Origin of the sequence: Limimaricola litoreus, from assembly GCF_024159025.1 — a bacterium.
Taxonomy (GTDB): Bacteria; Pseudomonadota; Alphaproteobacteria; order Rhodobacterales; family Rhodobacteraceae; genus Limimaricola; species Limimaricola litoreus.
This window is the reverse complement of record NZ_JAMYXC010000205.1, coordinates 1-15,266: the sequence shown is the minus strand read 5'-3', so window position 1 is coordinate 15,266 and position 15,266 is coordinate 1. Positions and strand designations below refer to the sequence as shown.

Here is a 15,266-nt window from a genome sequence, read left to right as displayed (position 1 = left end):
GCGCTTCACCTTGCGGCAGAAGGGGCACGACAGCCAACAGGAGAGCGCCATGACCCGCACCGTCTATGTCAACGGGGAGTACCTGCCCGAGCACGAGGCCAAGGTCTCGATCTTCGATCGCGGCTTCCTGATGGCCGACGGGGTCTATGAGGTCACTAGCGTGCTGGGCGGCAAGCTGATCGATTTCGAGGGCCACGCGAAACGGCTCGCGCGCTCGCTCTCCGAACTCGATATCCGCAAGCCGATGGAGGACGCCGCACTTCTGGAGATCCACCGCGAGCTGGTCGCGCGCAACGAGATCGACGAGGGCATGATCTACCTGCAGATCACCCGCGGCGCGCCCGGTGACCGCGATTTCGTCTTCCCGCCCGAGGAGACCGAACCGACGGTGGTGCTCTTCACCCAATCGAAGCCCGGCCTCGCCGAGAGCCCGGCGGCGAAGACCGGGATCAAGGTGATCTCGATCCCCGACATCCGCTGGGGCCGGCGCGACATCAAGACGGTGCAGCTGCTCTACCCCTCGATGGGCAAGATGATGGCCAAGGCGGCGGGCGCCGACGACGCCTGGATGGTCGAGCAGGGCGCCGTGACCGAAGGCACCTCGAACAACGCCTATATCGTCAAGGGCAACACCATCATCACCCGCCAGCTCAGCCACGAGATCCTGCACGGCATCACCCGTGCCGCCGTTCTGCGCTTTGCGCGCGAGGCGCAGATGAAGGTCGAGGAGCGCGCCTTCACCATCGAGGAGGCGCAGGAAGCCGACGAGGCCTTCATCACCTCGGCCTCGACCTTCGTGATGCCGGTGGTGGAGATCGACGGCGCGCAGGTGGGGCAGGGCAGGCCCGGGCCGGTGGCGCACCGCCTGCGCGAGATCTATATCGAGGAAAGCCGCAAGGCGGCGATCTGACACCGGAGCCCGACATGGACCATCCGCTCATCGACCATATCAGCCGCGTCATCGCCAAGGCGGAGCAGGACGGCGCCTTTGACGACCTGCCCGGCGCGGGCAAGCCGATCGCCGATCTGCACGCGCCCGGCGACGCGGTGCTCGACCGGTTGATGCGCGAATCGGGGGCCAAGCCGCAGGCGGTCACGCTGAGCCGCGAGATCGCCGAGGCCAAGGCGCGCCTCGCCGGGCTGACCGGCGAGGCAGCACGGCGCGAAGAGATGCGCCGCCTCGCCGATCTTGAGATGCGGCTCGCCATCGAGATGGAGGCGATGCGCCGCTTCGGCTGAGATCAGCCCTCGCTCGCCTCGTGTTTCTGTGCCGCATCGAAGGCGGCGCGCGTCTGTTCGGAAGCCTCGCGCTGGTGCTTTTCGCGCCATTGGTCGTAGGGCATGCCGTAATAGGCCTCGCGCGCCTCGTCCTTCGTCATCTCGTGGCCGCGCGCGGCGGCCTCCTCCTGCGTCCAGCGCGCGAGGCAGTTGCGGCAGAAGCCCGCGAGGTTCATCAGATCGATGTTCTGCACCTCCGGGCGCTCCTCCATCAAATGCTTGCGCAGCCTGCGGAACGCCGCCGCCTCGATCTCGGTGCGGGTCGCTTCGTCGATCTCGTCGAGCTTGCTCATGATCGGTCTCCTTACAGTCCCGTCTCGGCAAGTATGTCGCGCAGCGCCGGTGCCAAGCGGTCGGCCCATGCGATCTGGCCCGCTTCCTCCTCGATCAGGTCGTTGCGCACTTCGATCAGCACGTTGGGGCGGCCATGGCGCAACGCGTGCCGGTCGATGGAATCGCCGGGCAGATGGCCCGAATAGGGCTCGTTGTCGCCGACCACGAGCCCCTCTTCCTCGCGCAGCCGGGCGATGAAGGGGATCGCGAGGCGGCTGTCGAGATGGCTGTGCAGGATCGCCGCGTGCCAGGGCCGGGGCCGCCGGCCGCGAAGCTGCTGCGTGTAGCTGTGGATCGCCACGATCACCGTGTCGTCCTGCCGCGCGGCGAGATCGGCATAGGCCGCGTGGTAGGGCCGGTGCAGCCGGTCGAGCCGCTCCTCGGTCTCCCGCGCGCCCGCGTGGCGATTGCCGGGGATGATCGAGCCGTCATAGAGCTTCATCAGCAGCGTGGGGTCGTCCTCGCCCCGGTTGGGGTCGATCACGAGACGCGAGAATTTCGAGAGGATCGCCGGGGCGTCGAGCCGCTCGGCCAGCGCCTCGGTCAGACCGGCGGCGCCCACGTCCCAGGCGATGTGGCGCGCCATGTCCGAGGCGGGCAGGCCCAGATCGCCGCCCGAGACCCATGGCGGCACGTGGTTGCTCGCATGGTCGCAGGTGACGAGCCAGCGGGAGCGGCGCTCCTCGCCGATGATGCGGTAGGCTTCCGAGGTCATGTGGTCTGCTGTTCTCCCCAATGCGGCGCCACTTGTCTCAAGGGCAGTTGTGACGTAGCCCGTTTTCGGCAATAAGGCGCCCGAATGGCACCGGTAGCGGTAACGGAACCGCCTGCCTGCCCGAACTTATCGCGTCCATGAGGACAGTCGAGAGGATCCTGCTGATGAAGCGTCATCGCAATGTGAAAATCGTGGCCACGCTGGGGCCGGCGTCGAGCACCTACGAAGTGATCCGCGCCCTGGTCGAGACCGGTGCGGACGTGTTCCGTCTCAACATGAGCCACGGGGCGCATGACGAGATCCGCGCCCGCCACGCCATCATCCGTAAGGTCGAGGAGGATCTCGACACGCCGATCGGCATCCTCGCCGACCTGCAGGGCCCCAAGCTGCGCGTCGGCACCTTCGCCAATGGCGAGGAAGAGCTGGTGGAGGGCGCGTCCTTCCGGCTTGACCTCGACGAGGCCGAGGGCGATGCCACCCGCGTGCGCCTGCCGCACAAGGAGATCTTCGACGCGCTGGAGCCCGGCGCCTCGCTTTTGGTCAACGACGGCAAGATCCGCCTCAAGGTCAGGGATTGCGGCGCCGATTACGCCGATTGCGAGGTCGTCGTCGGCGGCACCATCTCCAACCGCAAGGGCGTCAACGTCCCCGACGTGGTGCTGCCGCTCGCGGCGCTGTCGGAGAAGGACCGCAAGGATCTCGAATTCGTCTGCGAGCTGGGCGTCGACTGGCTGGCGCTCTCCTTCGTGCAGCGTGCCGCCGACGTCGAGGAGGCGCGCGAGCTGTGCCAGGGTCGCGCCGCGATCCTGTCGAAGATCGAGAAGCCCGCGGCGGTGAAGGCCTTTGACGAGATCCTCGCCGCCTCCGACGGCATCATGGTCGCGCGCGGCGATCTGGGCGTCGAACTGCCGGTGCAGAACGTGCCGCCGATCCAGAAGCGCCTCGTGCGCCGCTGCCGCGCCGCGGCCAAGCCGGTGATCGTCGCCACCCAGATGCTCGAGTCGATGATCGAAAGCCCGATGCCGACCCGTGCCGAGGTCTCGGACGTCGCCACCGCGATCTACGAGGGCGCCGACGCGATCATGCTCTCGGCCGAATCGGCCGCCGGGCAGTATCCGATCCAGGCCGTGGCCACGATGGACAACGTCGCCCACGAGGTCGAGACCGACAGCACCTACCGCGACATCATCGAAAGCTCGCGCAAGGTTGCGCACAACTCGGTCGCCGACGGCATCGTGGCCGCCGCGCGCGAGATCGCCGAGACGACCAACGTCAAGGCGATCTGCTGCTTCTCGCAATCGGGCACCACCGCCTCGCTGGTGGCGCGCGAGCGGCCGCGCGTGCCGATCCTGGCGCTGACCTCGATCCGCGGCACCGCGCGCAGGCTCTGCCTGACCTGGGGCACCAACTGCGTCGTCACCGGCGAGGTCGACCGCTTCAAGATGGCCGTGGTCGCCGCGGCGAACTGCGCCCGGGCGCAGGGGCTCGCCACCGCCGACGACCTGATCGTGGTCACCGCGGGCGTGCCCTTCAACACGCCGGGCACCACCAACATCCTGCGCGTCGCGCCCTGCGACGAGCGGCTGATCTTCTCGGCCGACAACGAATGAGGGCGGGGGCGCCAAGCCCCCTTGCCTTGACCTCGTGCGCCGCCTATACGGCGCGCTCACCCCGCGCGTCCGGCCACCTTGGCATGCCGAGGCACGCGGTCCCACCACCGTTCCGGAAGGGAGATGGAAATGCCCAAGATGAAGACGAAGTCGAGCTGCAAGAAGCGGTTCAAGGTGACGGCCTCGGGCCGGATCAAGGCCGGCCAGGCGGGCAAGCGCCACGGCATGATCAAGCGCACCACCAAGTTCATCCGTGACGCCCGCGGCACCACGGTTCTGTCGAAGGCTGATGAGCAGATCATCAAGCCGATGATGCCCTACGCGCGCTAAGGAGGTCAGGACATGAGCCGCACCAAAGGTGGTACCGTCACCCATCGTCGTCACAAGAAGATCCTCGACCAGGCGAAAGGCTATTACGATCGCCGCTCGACGACCTTCAAGGTTGCCAAGCAGGCCGTCGACAAGGCCAACCAGTACGCGACCCGCGACCGCAAGAACCGCAAGCGCAACTTCCGCGCCCTGTGGATCCAGCGGATCAACGCCGGCGTCCGCGCGCATGACGAGCAGATGACCTACTCGCGCTTCATCAACGGCCTGTCGCTTGCCGGCATCGAGGTGGATCGCAAGGTTCTCGCCGATCTCGCGGTGCACGAGCCCGAGGCCTTCGGCGCCGTCGTCGACAAGGCGCGCGCCGCTCTGGCCTGAGGCCAAGCGACAGACTGAATGGAAGCCGCGCCGCCCCCTTACGGGCCGCGCGGCTTCTTGCGTTTCGGGACCGGCCTGCTAGTCCGGGCCGATGGAAAAGGGTGACGACATGGACGATCTTCGAGACAGGTATCTGGGGCTGATCGCCGAGGCCGGCGACGAGGCCGGCATCGAGGATCTGCGCGTGCGCGCATTGGGCAAGAAGGGCGAGATCTCGGGCCTGATGAAGACGCTGGGCGGCATGACGCCCGAGGAGCGCCAGGAAAAGGGCCCGAAGCTCAACGCGCTCAAGACCGAGATCGCCGACGCGCTCGCCGCGCGCAAGGCCTCGCTCGCCGACGCGGCACTCGAGGCGCGGCTCAAGACCGAATGGCTCGACGTGACGCTGCCCGTGCGCCCCGCGCGCACCGGCACGATCCACCCGATCAGCCAAGTGACCGAAGAGGTCACCGCGATCTTCGCCGACATGGGCTTCTCGGTCGCCGAGGGCCCGCAGATCGAGAGCGACTGGTACAATTTCGACGCGCTCAACATCCCCGGCCACCACCCGGCCCGCGCCGAGATGGACACCTTCTACACCCACCGCGCGACAGGCGACGACCGCCCGCCCCACGTGCTGCGCACCCATACCTCGCCGGTGCAGATCCGCTCCATGGAGGCCAACGGCGCGCCCATCCGCATCATCTGCCCTGGCCGCGTCTACCGCGCCGATTACGACCAGACCCACACGCCGATGTTCCATCAGGTCGAGGGGCTGGCCATCGGCACCGACATCACCATGGCGAACCTCAAATGGGTGCTGGAGGAGTTCCTCTCGGCCTTTTTCGGCAAGCCCGTGAAGACCCGCTTCCGCGCCTCGCATTTTCCCTTCACCGAGCCTTCGGCCGAAGTGGACATCCAGTGTTCGTGGCAGGACGGCACCGTGAAGGTGGGCGAGGGCGACGACTGGCTCGAAGTGCTCGGCTCGGGCATGGTGCATCCCAAGGTGCTCAAGAACGCCGGGATCGACCCGGAGAAGTACCAGGGCTTCGCCTTCGGTCTCGGCATCGACCGTCTGGCGATGCTGAAATATGGCATTCCGGATTTGCGCGCCTTCTTCGAGAGCGACCTGCGCTGGCTGAAGCATTACGGCTTCGCAGCGTTGGATGTGCCGACGTTGCGGGGCTGAGCATGACGAACATTCATCACGGCCTGTGCGCCGCACTCGACCGGTAAGGGGCACCCTCCATGAAATTCACCCTCTCCTGGCTCAAGGACCATCTCGATACCACGGCGACCGTGGACGAGATCGCCGAGGCGCTGACCGATCTCGGGCTCGAGGTCGAAGGCATCGAGAACCCCGCCGCCCAGCTCGAGAACTTCGTTCTGGGCAAGGTGGTGGCCGCCGAAAAGCACCCCGACGCCGACAAGCTGCAGGTCTGCCGCGTCGACCTGCCCGGCGGCGAGGACCAAATTATTTGCGGTGCGCCCAACGCGCGCCAAGGCATCACCGTCGTCGTGGCGCGCCCCGGCACCTACGTGCCCGGCCCCGATTTTACCATCGGCGTCGGCAAGATCCGCGGCGTCGAGAGCCACGGCATGATGTGCTCCGAGCGCGAGCTGGGGCTTGGCGACGCGCATGAGGGCATCATCGAGCTGCCCTCGGGCGAGGTCGGTCAGAGCTTTGCCGACTGGCTGGCCGAGAACGACCCCGCCAAGGTCGATCCCGTCATCGAGATCGCCATCACGCCGAACCGGGGCGACGCGCTCGGCATCCGCGGCATCGCGCGCGATCTGTCGGCGCGTGGCATCGGCACGCTGAAGCCGCTGGAGGTCAATGCGGTGCAGGGGGGCTATGATTGCCCGATCGAGGTGGAGATCGCGCCCGACACGCGCGACGGCTGCCCGATCTTTGCCGGTCGTCTCATTCGCGGCGTGAAGAACGGCCCCTCGCCGGACTGGCTGCAGGACCGTCTGCGCGCCATCGGCCTGCGCCCGATCAGCTTTCTCGTCGATGTGACCAACTACATCACCTATGACCTGAACCGGCCGCTGCATGTCTTCGACGCCGACAAGGTCGCGGGGAACCTGCGGGTGCACCGCGCCAAGGGGGGCGAGAGCTTCGCCGCGCTCGATGACAAGGTGTATGCGCTGGAGAAGGGCATGATCGTCATCTCCGACGACAACGGCGTCGAGAGCCTCGCGGGGATCATGGGCGGCGCGGATACGGGCGTCACCGAGGAGACGACCAACGTCTTCGTCGAAAGCGCTTTGTGGAACCCGGTGCAGATCGCGCTCACGGGGCGCGCGCTCAAGATCCATTCGGACGCGCGCCAGCGCTTCGAGCGGGGCATCGACACCGATTTCGTCACCACCGGGCTGCAGATCGCGGTGCGGATGATTGTCGATCACGCGGGCGGCGAGGCGTCGAAGATGGCGATCGCGGGTGCCACGCCCGACACCAGCCGCGCCTACCGCTTCGATCCCAAGGCGGTGAAGCGGATCGTCGGCATGGACATCCCCGTGAAGGAGCAGCGCCAGACGCTCGACCGTCTCGGCTTCCGGCTCGACGGTGAGATGGCGCATGTGCCGGCCTGGCGCTCGGACATTCAGGGCGAGGCCGATCTCGTGGAGGAGGTCGCGCGCGTGGCTTCCCTGTCCAAGCTCAAGGGCGTGCCGCTGCCGCGCCCCGAGGGCGTGGCCAAGCCGGTGCTGACGCCGATGCAGGCGCGGCTGTCCAAGGCGCGGCGCACGACAGCGGCGCTCGGCTACGACGAATGCGTCACCTACAGCTTCATCGACGCCGAGGCGGCGGCGCTCTTCGGCGGCGGCTCGGATGCGACGCGGCTCGAAAACCCGATCTCCTCGGAGATGAGCCACATGCGCCCCGACCTGCTGCCGGGGCTGTTGCGCGCCGCCGCGCGCAATCAGGCGCGCGAGCAGGGCGACCTCGCGCTGTTCGAGGCGGGGCATGTGTTCTTCGGCGGCGAGCCGGGCGAGCAGAAGCTCGCGGTGGCGGGCCTGCTCACCGGCCGCACCGGGCCCAAGGACGTGCACGGCGCGTCGCGCCCGGTGGACCTCTATGACGCCAAGGCCGATGCCGAGGCGGTGCTCGCCGCCATGGGCGCGCCTGCCAAGGTGCAGATCCTGCGCGGCGGTGAGGGATGGTGGCATCCGGGCCGTCATGGGCGGATCTGCCTCGGGCCCAAGAAGGTGCTCGGCGTCTTCGGCGAGCTGCACCCGCGCGTGCTCTCGGCGCTCGATGTGAAGGGCCCGGCGGTGGCCTTCGTGCTCTTCCCCGAGGAGGTGCCGCTGCCGCGCCAGAACGGCGCCGCGCGCCCGGCCTTCACCCCGCCGTCGCTGCAGCCCGTCGAGCGCGACTTCGCCTTCGTGGTCGATGCGCAGATCGAGGCGCTGACGCTGGTGAACGCGGCGCAGGGCGCGGACAAGGCGCTGATCTCGGAGGTGCGCGTCTTCGACCAGTTCCAGGGCGGCTCCCTCGGCGAGGGCCGCAAATCGGTGGCGATCACGGTGCGGCTGCAGCCCGTGGAGAAATCGCTCACCGAAAAGGAGATCGAGGCCGTGGGCGCGAAGATCGTCGAGAAGGTGGCCAAGGCCACGGGCGGCGAACTGCGCGGCTGATCGGTCATGCCAAGAATCGGAAAGGGGGCGGGCCGGTGGTCCGCTCCCTTTTTCGTGGCCCATGCGCCGCGCTTGCCCACCTTTGCGCGCCAAAGGATGCGCCCCGTGCGCGCCGCGCGCTAGGGTCGGGCCGAACCCAGTCAGGAGACCCCGATGATCAACGAATTCCGTACCTTCATCGCCAAGGGCAACGTGATGGACCTCGCGGTCGGCATCATCATCGGCGCCGCCTTCACCGCCATCGTCCAGAGCCTCGTGCATGACCTGATCAACCCGGTGATCGGGCTGATCCTGGGGGGCATCGACTTCACCTCGATGTTCATCGTGCTCTCGGGCGATGTGCCCCCCGGCAGCTCGCTCGAGGCCGCGCGCGAAAGCGGGGCCGCGATCTTCGCCTATGGCGCCTTCCTGACCGCCTGCATCAACTTTCTCGTCATCGCCTGGGTGGTGTTCCTGCTGGTCAAGGCGGTGAACCGGATCAAGGACGCCGCGGTCGACGAGGGCGAGCCGGTGCCCGCAGCACCCAAGGGGCCGACGCAGGAGGAGCTCTTGAGCGATATCCGCGATCTGTTGAAATCGCGCGGGACCTGAACTGCCACGCAGATCCTGTGCAGGAATATGGAGTTCATGCGCCTCATGTGCGCTCCTAGATAGGGTGCAGCATGACACAAGGACGCTTCCAGATGACCATCCTGCATATCGACAGCTCCATCCTCGGCGAAAACTCGGTCTCCCGCGATCTGACGGCGACCGTGGTCGCCGAGCTGACGGCGAATGGCAATGAGACCGTGCTGCGCCGCGATCTCGCCGATCCCGCGACCGAGGCCGTTTTTGACAGCGATCCGGTCGAGCAGCTGATGTCGGCCGACACGCTGGTGATCGGCGCGCCGATGTACAACTTCGCGATCCCGCACCAGCTCAAGGCCTGGATCGACAGCGTCGCGGTGGCGGGCAAGACGTTTCGCTATACGGCCGAGGGTCCCGAGGGCCTCGCCGGCGGGCGCCGCGCCATCGTGGTCTATGCCTCCGGCGGGGTGCATGACGGCGCGACCGATTTCGTCGAGCCCTACCTGCGGCAGGTGCTGGGCTTCATCGGCATCACCGACGTGACGGTGCTTCGGGTCGAAGGGGTGGCGATCTCGCCAGAGGCGCGCGCCGAGGCGATCAACGCGGCCCGCGCCAAGGTGCCGGGGATCGTGCAAAGGATCGCCGCCTGATCCTTGTCGGTTGAAAAGCGAACGGCCGGTGCATTGCACCGGCCGTTTTCGTATCAGGCGGTCTTGGCGGCCTGATCCATCCAGTCCTTGTGCTTGCGCTCGTCGGCAAGCCCGCGCTGGAACAGATCCTTGTCGGCGGCGGGCACGGCGGCGTTGTCGACCGCGTGCTCATAGGCGGTGATGGTGTCGATCTCGTTGGTGGCCATGGCCTTGAGGATCGCGCCGTCGCCGCCGACCATGTCGGCGAGCTTGATCTTGCCGGTGGTCAGAAGCTCCTTCATATCGCCCTCGTCGGGGACATTGGCGCCGACGCGGCCTGCAAGCGCGGTCAGATCCTGCAGGTGGCGCAGGTGATCTTGCCGGAATTCCTCGATCTTGGCCTTGTGGGCCGTGTTCTCGAGCCGCTCGATGGTGGTTTCGTAGGCAGCGATGGCGTCATGCTCGAGAAGGATGAAGTTCTCGACCAGCTTGGCCATGTCGCTCGATGTGCCGATGGTGGTGACCATGGGTGTGTCCTCCGCATCTGGGGTTGCGCAGGGCAAACGATTGCCGCACCGGAGCGTTCCGGTGCGGCTTCGCACATCAGCGGGCAAGCGCCTCCTGCGCCGAGATCGCCTCGCGGCCGAGGCCTTCGCCCACGGGGAGGTTTGTGATCTGGCCCTGATGCACGTTGAGCCCCTCGGCCAGATGCGCATCGTCGAGGCAGGCCTGCTTCCAGCCCTTGCCCGCGATGGCCAGCACGAAGGGCATGGTGGCGTTGCCCAGCGCCAGCGTCGAGGTGCGCGCCACCGCGCCCGGCATGTTCGCCACGCAGTAATGCATGATGCCGTCGACCTCGTAGATCGGGTCCTGGTGCGTGGTGGCCTTCGAGGTCTCGAAGCAGCCACCCTGGTCGATGGCGACATCGACGATCGCGGCACCGGGCTTCATGGTCGAGAGCTGCTCGCGGGTGACGAGCTTGGGCGCGGCGGCGCCAGCCACCAGCACCGCGCCGATCACCATGTCGGCCTGGGTCACGGCCTCGGCGGTGGCGCCGGCGGAGGCATAGAGCGTGCGGAACTGGCCGCCGAAGACGTCGTCGAGATAGCGCATCCGCGGCAGCGACTTGTCGAGCACGGTAACGCGCGCGCCCATGCCGGCGGCGATCTTGGCGGCATGGGTGCCGACGACGCCGCCGCCGATCACCACGACATTGGCCGGCGTCACGCCCGGCACGCCGCCCATCAGCACGCCGCGCCCGCCATTGGCCTTCTGCAGCGTCCATGCGCCCATCTGCGGCGCGAGACGGCCCGCCACCTCGGACATCGGCGCCAGAAGCGGCAGGCCGCCCGCGCGGTCGGTCACGGTCTCGTAGGCGATGCAGGTCGCGCCCGAGTTCACGAGGTCCTCGGTCTGCTCCGGGTCGGGGGCGAGGTGGAGATAGGTGAAGAGGATCTGCCCCTCGCGCAGCATCTTGCGCTCGACCGCCTGCGGCTCCTTCACCTTCACGATCATCTCGGCGCTGGCGAAGATCTCTTCGGCGGTGTCCGCGATCCGCGCGCCCACGGCGCGGTAATCCTCATCCGTGAAGCCCGCGCCCATGCCCGCGCCCGCCTGCATGGTGACCTCGTGGCCATGAGCCACCGCCTCGCGCGCGGCATCGGGGGTAAGGCCGACGCGGAATTCCTGCGCCTTGATTTCAGTGGGGCAACCGATATGCATATGTATCCTCCTTGTTGCCTCCATGCTGCGCCTCGGCCGATGCAATTGCTGACGAGATCATGGCTCATCCCGGGGAGGCAGGAGAAGACCCTTGCATGAAAGTCCGGTTTCTTCGAATGATCTTGCATGAACGAGATCGACCGCATCGACCGGGCCATCCTCACCGCCCTGCAATCCGACGGGCGGCTGTCGAACGCACAGCTGTCCGAAAAAGTGAATCTCTCCCCCTCGGCCTGTCATCGCCGGGTCCGGGCGCTGGAGGAGGTGGGGCTGATCCGGGGCTATGTCGCGCTTCTGGATCCGCGCAAGCTGGGCCGTCCCGTCACGGTCTTTGTCGAGATCACGCTCTCGGGGCAGGCGGACGAGCTGCTCGAAGCCTTCGAGACGGCGGTGGCGCGGATACCCGATGTGCTAGAGTGCCACCTGATGGCGGGCACGGCGGATTACCTGCTCAAGGTAGTGGCGCGCGACAGCGAGGATTTCGCGCAGATCCACCGCCGCCATCTTGCGCGGCTGCCCGGGGTGCAAACGATGCAATCGAGCTTCGCGCTGCGCACGGTCCGGCGCACCACGGCGCTGCCCGTATGAAACGCCGCCCCCCGGGAAGGGAGACGGCGCTCACCGGTGCAGCAGCATCGGATCTCGCTCAGGCGGCCATCTTGGTGCCGCGGATCGGGTATTCATTCTCGCGGATGAACTTCAGCCCGTTCAGCAGCCCTTCGAGATCGGGGCGCGCGAAGGGGGCGTTGGAGATATCGGCGATATGCACCGTGCCGCGATCGTTGATCACGAAGACGGCCGGTTCGGCAAAGGGGCGATCGGTCTCCTGCGCCGAACGTGGCTCGGAGACGTAAAGGCCCAGCTCCAGCATCTGCGGCACGCTCAGGTCATAGGCCACCGGCACGCTGGTGCCGGTTTCCTCGGCAAAGGCGCGGGACTTCTCCTCGGGGTCGCCCGAGACGATGACCACGTCGATGCCGGCCTCGTGGTACTTCGACACGAGCCCTTCGAGCCCCTCGACGTATTTGTGGCAGATCGGGCAATGCTTGCCGCGGTAGACGACGACCATCTGCCAGTCGCGCCCTTCCATCGGCTTGCCGAGGGTGATCTCGCCGCCGCCCAGACGGGGCAGGGTGATCTGGGGAAGGGTGGTGTCGGGGGTCGGTTTGCCGGGCATGATGCCTCCGTCTGAAATGAAACTCGCGGCCTCAACGCCGAGGGGGCGGGTCGGGTCGATGCGGTCACGCAGACGTGTCGCCGGCCGACGCTGATCCTTCCGCCCGGCGCACGAAAAACCCCCGGAGCCGTCGCCTCGGGGGTTTCATCGTTCGAAGGTGTCGCGTGATCTCAGAGGAGACCTTCGCGCTGGGCCTTCTTGCGGGCGAGTTTGCGCTGACGCCGGATGGCCTCGGCCTTCTCGCGTGCTTTCTTCTCGGAGGGCTTCTCGAAATGCTGCTTGAGCTTCATTTCGCGGAACACACCCTCGCGCTGCAACTTCTTCTTCAGAGCCCGGAGGGCCTGATCGACGTTGTTGTCGCGAACGCTGACCTGCATGTGGTTTTCACCACCTTTCTAAGCTGGAGTTTCAAGATTGCAGGAAGCGGCCATATAGCAAAGCCCCGGCCAGTTGTCTAGGCTGGAGGCGAAGGGAGACGCCAATGACCCATTCCACCACCGGCGCGCCGGAGGGCGCCCCGCCACAGGATCCGCAGATCGCGGCACTGCTCGACGCGATCGTGCCGCATGTCGCCTTCGACGGCTGGTCGGAGACGGCCTTTCGTGCCGCCGCGCAGGAGCAGGGCATGACGCTGGCGCAGGCGCATGAGCTGTGCCCGCGCGGGGCGATCGACCTCGCGGTGGCGCTGCACGACGCGGGCGACCGCGCCATGATCGAAGCGGTGCGCGCCGCCGATCTGGGCGAGATGCGTTACCGCGACCGTGTCGCCTTCGCGCTGCGCGCGCGGATCGAGGCGGTGCGCGACAAGGAGGCGCTGCGCCGGGCGACGGCGCTTTTCGCGCTGCCGCATCACGCCGCCGAAGGTTCGCGCCTGCTGTGGCGCACCGCCGATTCGGTCTGGACCGCGCTGGGCGACGCCTCGGACGACGTGAACTGGTACACCAAGCGCGCGACGCTCTCGGGCGTCTGGGCCTCGGTGGTGCTCTACTGGCTCGGCGACGACAGCCTCGATCACCAGGCGACGTGGTCCTTCATCGACCGTCGCATCGACGATGTGATGCGCATCGAAAAGGCCAAGGCAAGCGCCAACAATTCGATGCTGCTCAGGCCGGTGACGGGGGCGCTGTCGATCCTCTTTTCCGGCGTGCATGCCCCGAATCGCAAGCCGCCCATGGATCTTCCCGGACATTGGAGCCCCCGCCGATGATGATGCGCGCCATCGAGATTACCCGCCCCGGCGGACCGGAGGTGCTGCGCGAAACGCAGCGCCCGCGCCCCGAACCCAAAGAGGGGGAGGTCGTCATCGACACCGCCTTCGCGGGCGTGAACCGCCCCGACGCGCTGCAGCGCGCGGGCGCTTACGCGCCGCCACCCGACGCCTCGGACCTGCCGGGGCTCGAGGTTTCGGGCCATGTCGCCGCACTTGGGCCGGACGTCACCGGCTGGTCGGTGGGCGATGCGGTCTGCGCGCTGGTGCCGGGCGGCGGCTATGCCGAGGCCGTGGTCACCCCGGCGGCGCATTGCTTGCCCGTGCCACAAGGCATGGGGCTCAAGGAGGCCGCCTGCCTGCCGGAGACCTTCTTCACCGTCTGGTCCAACGTCTTCATGCGCGGTGGGCTGAAGGCGGGCGAGCGGTTCCTGGTGCATGGCGGCTCCTCGGGCATCGGCACCACGGCGATCCAGCTCGCGCGGCACTTCGGCGCGCGGGTCTTCGCCACCGCCGGATCGGCCGAAAAATGTGCCGCCTGCGAGAGCCTCGGCGCGGAACGCGCGATCAACTACCGAGAGGCGGATTTCGTCGAGGTGCTGCGTGAAGAGGGCAGAGCGGATCTGATCCTCGACATGGTCGGTGGCGATTACGTGCCGCGCAACATCAAGGCGCTGGCCGATGACGGGCGGCTGGTGCAGATCGCCTTTCTGCAGGGGCCAAAGATGGAGCTGAACCTGTCGCCCCTGATGCGGCGGCGGCTGACGCTCACCGGCTCGACCCTGCGGCCGCAATCCATCGCCGCCAAGGCCGCCATCGCGGCGGAGCTGCGCACGCATGTCTGGCCCTTGCTCGATGCGGGGCGGATCGCGCCGGTGATGGACAGCAGCTACCCGCTGGCCGAGGCGGCAGCGGCGCATGCGCGCATGGAAAGCTCCGAGCATATCGGAAAGATCGTGCTGGATCTGAAGGGCGACGGCGCCGGTTGACGCGCGCGTAACGCGACGTCGCCCGGCGCCGAAGGGTCGGTTTCGCCTTGTTGCCGCCGAAAACCACGCGCTACCAATCGGGCAAGGATCCGTAAGGAAAGGCTGATCATGAAAATTCTCGTCCCCGTGAAGCGGGTGATCGACTACAACGTGAAGGTGCGTGTGAAGTCGGATGGCTCGGGCGTCGATCTGGCCAATGTGAAGATGTCGATGAACCCCTTCGACGAGATCGCGGTCGAGGAGGCGATCCGGCTGAAGGAGGCGGGCACGGCCACGGAGGTCGTCGCCGTGTCGATCGGCGTGAAGCAGGCGCAGGAGACGCTGCGCACGGCGCTGGCGATGGGCGCGGATCGCGCGATCCTCGTCGTTGCCGCCGATGATCCGACGCAGGACATCGAGCCGCTGGCGGTGGCGAAGATCCTGTCGAAGGTGGTCGAAGAGGAGCAGCCCGGCCTCGTGCTCTGCGGCAAGCAGGCGATCGACAACGACATGAACGCCACCGGCCAGATGCTCTCGGCGCTCTTGGGTTGGTCCCAGGCGACCTTCGCCTCCGAGGTGAAGATCGACGGCGAGAGCGCGCAGGTGACGCGCGAGGTCGATGGCGGCCTGCAGACGATCTCGGTCAAGCTGCCGGCAATCGTCAGCGTTGACCTGCGGCTGAACGAGCCGCGCTATGCCTCGCTGCCCAACATCATGAAGGCCAAGAAGAAGCC

General features: G+C 67.4%; 19 protein-coding genes. 13 read left to right on the top strand and 6 right to left on the bottom strand.

What is annotated here, in order from left to right:
- The first annotated feature begins 49 nt into the window (after positions 1–49).
- Together NHG85_RS13240 and NHG85_RS13235 are read left to right on the top strand one after the other, a co-directional pair.
- On the top strand, positions 50–910 hold the full coding sequence (locus NHG85_RS13240) for a D-amino-acid transaminase (RefSeq protein ID WP_253333107.1): 861 nt from the start codon (positions 50–52) through the stop codon (positions 908–910).
- Positions 911–924: 14 nt separating this feature from the next.
- On the top strand, positions 925–1,239 hold the full coding sequence (locus NHG85_RS13235; protein ID WP_253333105.1) for a DnaJ family domain-containing protein: 315 nt from the start codon (positions 925–927) through the stop codon (positions 1,237–1,239).
- A 2-nt stretch (positions 1,240–1,241) separates the two neighbouring features.
- On the opposite strand, the gene NHG85_RS13230 is transcribed toward NHG85_RS13235, so the two are convergent.
- Both NHG85_RS13230 and NHG85_RS13225 read right to left on the bottom strand, forming a co-directional pair.
- Complete coding sequence (locus tag NHG85_RS13230) at positions 1,242–1,571, bottom strand: DUF1244 domain-containing protein (RefSeq protein ID WP_253333103.1); 330 nt, start codon at positions 1,569–1,571, stop codon at positions 1,242–1,244.
- 11 nt (positions 1,572–1,582) lie between these two features.
- Positions 1,583–2,326 carry an N-formylglutamate amidohydrolase gene (locus NHG85_RS13225; RefSeq protein WP_253333101.1) on the bottom strand — a complete coding sequence of 248 codons (744 nt, stop codon included), beginning with the start codon at positions 2,324–2,326 and terminating at the stop codon, positions 1,583–1,585.
- 164 nt (positions 2,327–2,490) lie between these two features.
- Between NHG85_RS13225 and pyk the strand changes: the two genes are divergently transcribed.
- From pyk to NHG85_RS13190, 7 genes are all read left to right on the top strand, one after another.
- Positions 2,491–3,936: a pyruvate kinase gene (gene pyk, locus NHG85_RS13220; RefSeq protein WP_253333141.1), complete on the top strand. Its 1,446-nt coding sequence runs from the start codon at positions 2,491–2,493 to the stop codon at positions 3,934–3,936.
- A gap of 129 nt (positions 3,937–4,065) precedes the next feature.
- Positions 4,066–4,266, top strand: a complete 201-nt coding sequence (rpmI, locus tag NHG85_RS13215; protein ID WP_017929541.1) for a 50S ribosomal protein L35 — start codon at positions 4,066–4,068, stop codon at positions 4,264–4,266.
- 12 nt (positions 4,267–4,278) lie between these two features.
- Complete coding sequence (gene rplT, locus NHG85_RS13210; protein WP_253333099.1) at positions 4,279–4,641, top strand: 50S ribosomal protein L20; 363 nt, start codon at positions 4,279–4,281, stop codon at positions 4,639–4,641.
- Between the two features lie 109 nt (positions 4,642–4,750).
- Complete coding sequence (gene pheS, locus NHG85_RS13205; protein ID WP_253333098.1) at positions 4,751–5,809, top strand: phenylalanine--tRNA ligase subunit alpha; 1,059 nt, start codon at positions 4,751–4,753, stop codon at positions 5,807–5,809.
- A gap of 59 nt (positions 5,810–5,868) precedes the next feature.
- Positions 5,869–8,262 (top strand): phenylalanine--tRNA ligase subunit beta, encoded by a 2,394-nt coding sequence (gene pheT / locus NHG85_RS13200; RefSeq protein WP_253333096.1) that lies wholly within the window; start codon positions 5,869–5,871, stop codon positions 8,260–8,262.
- 153 nt (positions 8,263–8,415) lie between these two features.
- Positions 8,416–8,853 (top strand): large conductance mechanosensitive channel protein MscL, encoded by a 438-nt coding sequence (mscL, locus tag NHG85_RS13195; protein ID WP_253333094.1) that lies wholly within the window; start codon positions 8,416–8,418, stop codon positions 8,851–8,853.
- A 92-nt stretch (positions 8,854–8,945) separates the two neighbouring features.
- Positions 8,946–9,479 (top strand): FMN-dependent NADH-azoreductase, encoded by a 534-nt coding sequence (locus NHG85_RS13190; protein ID WP_253333092.1) that lies wholly within the window; start codon positions 8,946–8,948, stop codon positions 9,477–9,479.
- Positions 9,480–9,532: 53 nt separating this feature from the next.
- Here the strand turns inward: NHG85_RS13190 and NHG85_RS13185 are convergent, their stop codons facing one another.
- Together NHG85_RS13185 and ald are read right to left on the bottom strand one after the other, a co-directional pair.
- Complete coding sequence (locus tag NHG85_RS13185; RefSeq protein ID WP_253333090.1) at positions 9,533–9,985, bottom strand: DUF2383 domain-containing protein; 453 nt, start codon at positions 9,983–9,985, stop codon at positions 9,533–9,535.
- 76 nt (positions 9,986–10,061) lie between these two features.
- On the bottom strand, positions 10,062–11,180 hold the full coding sequence (ald, locus tag NHG85_RS13180; RefSeq protein WP_253333088.1) for an alanine dehydrogenase: 1,119 nt from the start codon (positions 11,178–11,180) through the stop codon (positions 10,062–10,064).
- A 126-nt stretch (positions 11,181–11,306) separates the two neighbouring features.
- Between ald and NHG85_RS13175 the strand changes: the two genes are divergently transcribed.
- The gene (locus NHG85_RS13175; protein WP_253333086.1) at positions 11,307–11,768 is read left to right on the top strand and encodes an Lrp/AsnC family transcriptional regulator; all 462 of its coding nucleotides are present in this window, start codon (positions 11,307–11,309) and stop codon (positions 11,766–11,768) included.
- A gap of 58 nt (positions 11,769–11,826) precedes the next feature.
- Here the strand turns inward: NHG85_RS13175 and NHG85_RS13170 are convergent, their stop codons facing one another.
- Positions 11,827–12,357 carry a peroxiredoxin-like family protein gene (locus tag NHG85_RS13170; RefSeq protein WP_253333085.1) on the bottom strand — a complete coding sequence of 177 codons (531 nt, stop codon included), beginning with the start codon at positions 12,355–12,357 and terminating at the stop codon, positions 11,827–11,829.
- Positions 12,358–12,527: 170 nt separating this feature from the next.
- The gene (gene rpsU / locus NHG85_RS13165) at positions 12,528–12,734 is read right to left on the bottom strand and encodes a 30S ribosomal protein S21 (protein ID WP_007255353.1); all 207 of its coding nucleotides are present in this window, start codon (positions 12,732–12,734) and stop codon (positions 12,528–12,530) included.
- A 104-nt stretch (positions 12,735–12,838) separates the two neighbouring features.
- On the opposite strand from rpsU, the gene NHG85_RS13160 reads away from it, so the two are divergent.
- The 3 genes from NHG85_RS13160 to NHG85_RS13150 form a co-directional block, all read left to right on the top strand.
- Positions 12,839–13,564 carry a COQ9 family protein gene (locus NHG85_RS13160; protein WP_253333083.1) on the top strand — a complete coding sequence of 242 codons (726 nt, stop codon included), beginning with the start codon at positions 12,839–12,841 and terminating at the stop codon, positions 13,562–13,564.
- A complete protein-coding gene (locus NHG85_RS13155) occupies positions 13,561–14,553 on the top strand; it encodes an NAD(P)H-quinone oxidoreductase (RefSeq protein ID WP_253333081.1) in 993 nt (330 codons plus the stop codon). Before NHG85_RS13160 ends, NHG85_RS13155 begins: the two co-directional genes overlap by 4 nt.
- A gap of 108 nt (positions 14,554–14,661) precedes the next feature.
- A partial coding sequence (locus NHG85_RS13150) for an electron transfer flavoprotein subunit beta/FixA family protein (protein ID WP_253333079.1) occupies positions 14,662–15,266 on the top strand: 605 nt, incomplete at its 3' end.

Coding starts and splice junctions, on each gene's coding strand:
- NHG85_RS13240 (WP_253333107.1), top strand. CDS start 50: ATGACCCGCACCGTCTATGTCAACGGGGAGTACCTGCCCGAGCACGAG.
- NHG85_RS13235 (WP_253333105.1), top strand. CDS start 925: ATGGACCATCCGCTCATCGACCATATCAGCCGCGTCATCGCCAAGGCG.
- NHG85_RS13230 (WP_253333103.1), bottom strand. CDS start 1,571: ATGAGCAAGCTCGACGAGATCGACGAAGCGACCCGCACCGAGATCGAG.
- NHG85_RS13225 (WP_253333101.1), bottom strand. CDS start 2,326: ATGACCTCGGAAGCCTACCGCATCATCGGCGAGGAGCGCCGCTCCCGC.
- pyk (WP_253333141.1), top strand. CDS start 2,491: ATGAAGCGTCATCGCAATGTGAAAATCGTGGCCACGCTGGGGCCGGCG.
- rpmI (WP_017929541.1), top strand. CDS start 4,066: ATGCCCAAGATGAAGACGAAGTCGAGCTGCAAGAAGCGGTTCAAGGTG.
- rplT (WP_253333099.1), top strand. CDS start 4,279: ATGAGCCGCACCAAAGGTGGTACCGTCACCCATCGTCGTCACAAGAAG.
- pheS (WP_253333098.1), top strand. CDS start 4,751: ATGGACGATCTTCGAGACAGGTATCTGGGGCTGATCGCCGAGGCCGGC.
- pheT (WP_253333096.1), top strand. CDS start 5,869: ATGAAATTCACCCTCTCCTGGCTCAAGGACCATCTCGATACCACGGCG.
- mscL (WP_253333094.1), top strand. CDS start 8,416: ATGATCAACGAATTCCGTACCTTCATCGCCAAGGGCAACGTGATGGAC.
- NHG85_RS13190 (WP_253333092.1), top strand. CDS start 8,946: ATGACCATCCTGCATATCGACAGCTCCATCCTCGGCGAAAACTCGGTC.
- NHG85_RS13185 (WP_253333090.1), bottom strand. CDS start 9,985: ATGGTCACCACCATCGGCACATCGAGCGACATGGCCAAGCTGGTCGAG.
- ald (WP_253333088.1), bottom strand. CDS start 11,180: ATGCATATCGGTTGCCCCACTGAAATCAAGGCGCAGGAATTCCGCGTC.
- NHG85_RS13175 (WP_253333086.1), top strand. CDS start 11,307: ATGAACGAGATCGACCGCATCGACCGGGCCATCCTCACCGCCCTGCAA.
- NHG85_RS13170 (WP_253333085.1), bottom strand. CDS start 12,357: ATGCCCGGCAAACCGACCCCCGACACCACCCTTCCCCAGATCACCCTG.
- rpsU (WP_007255353.1), bottom strand. CDS start 12,734: ATGCAGGTCAGCGTTCGCGACAACAACGTCGATCAGGCCCTCCGGGCT.
- NHG85_RS13160 (WP_253333083.1), top strand. CDS start 12,839: ATGACCCATTCCACCACCGGCGCGCCGGAGGGCGCCCCGCCACAGGAT.
- NHG85_RS13155 (WP_253333081.1), top strand. CDS start 13,561: ATGATGATGCGCGCCATCGAGATTACCCGCCCCGGCGGACCGGAGGTG.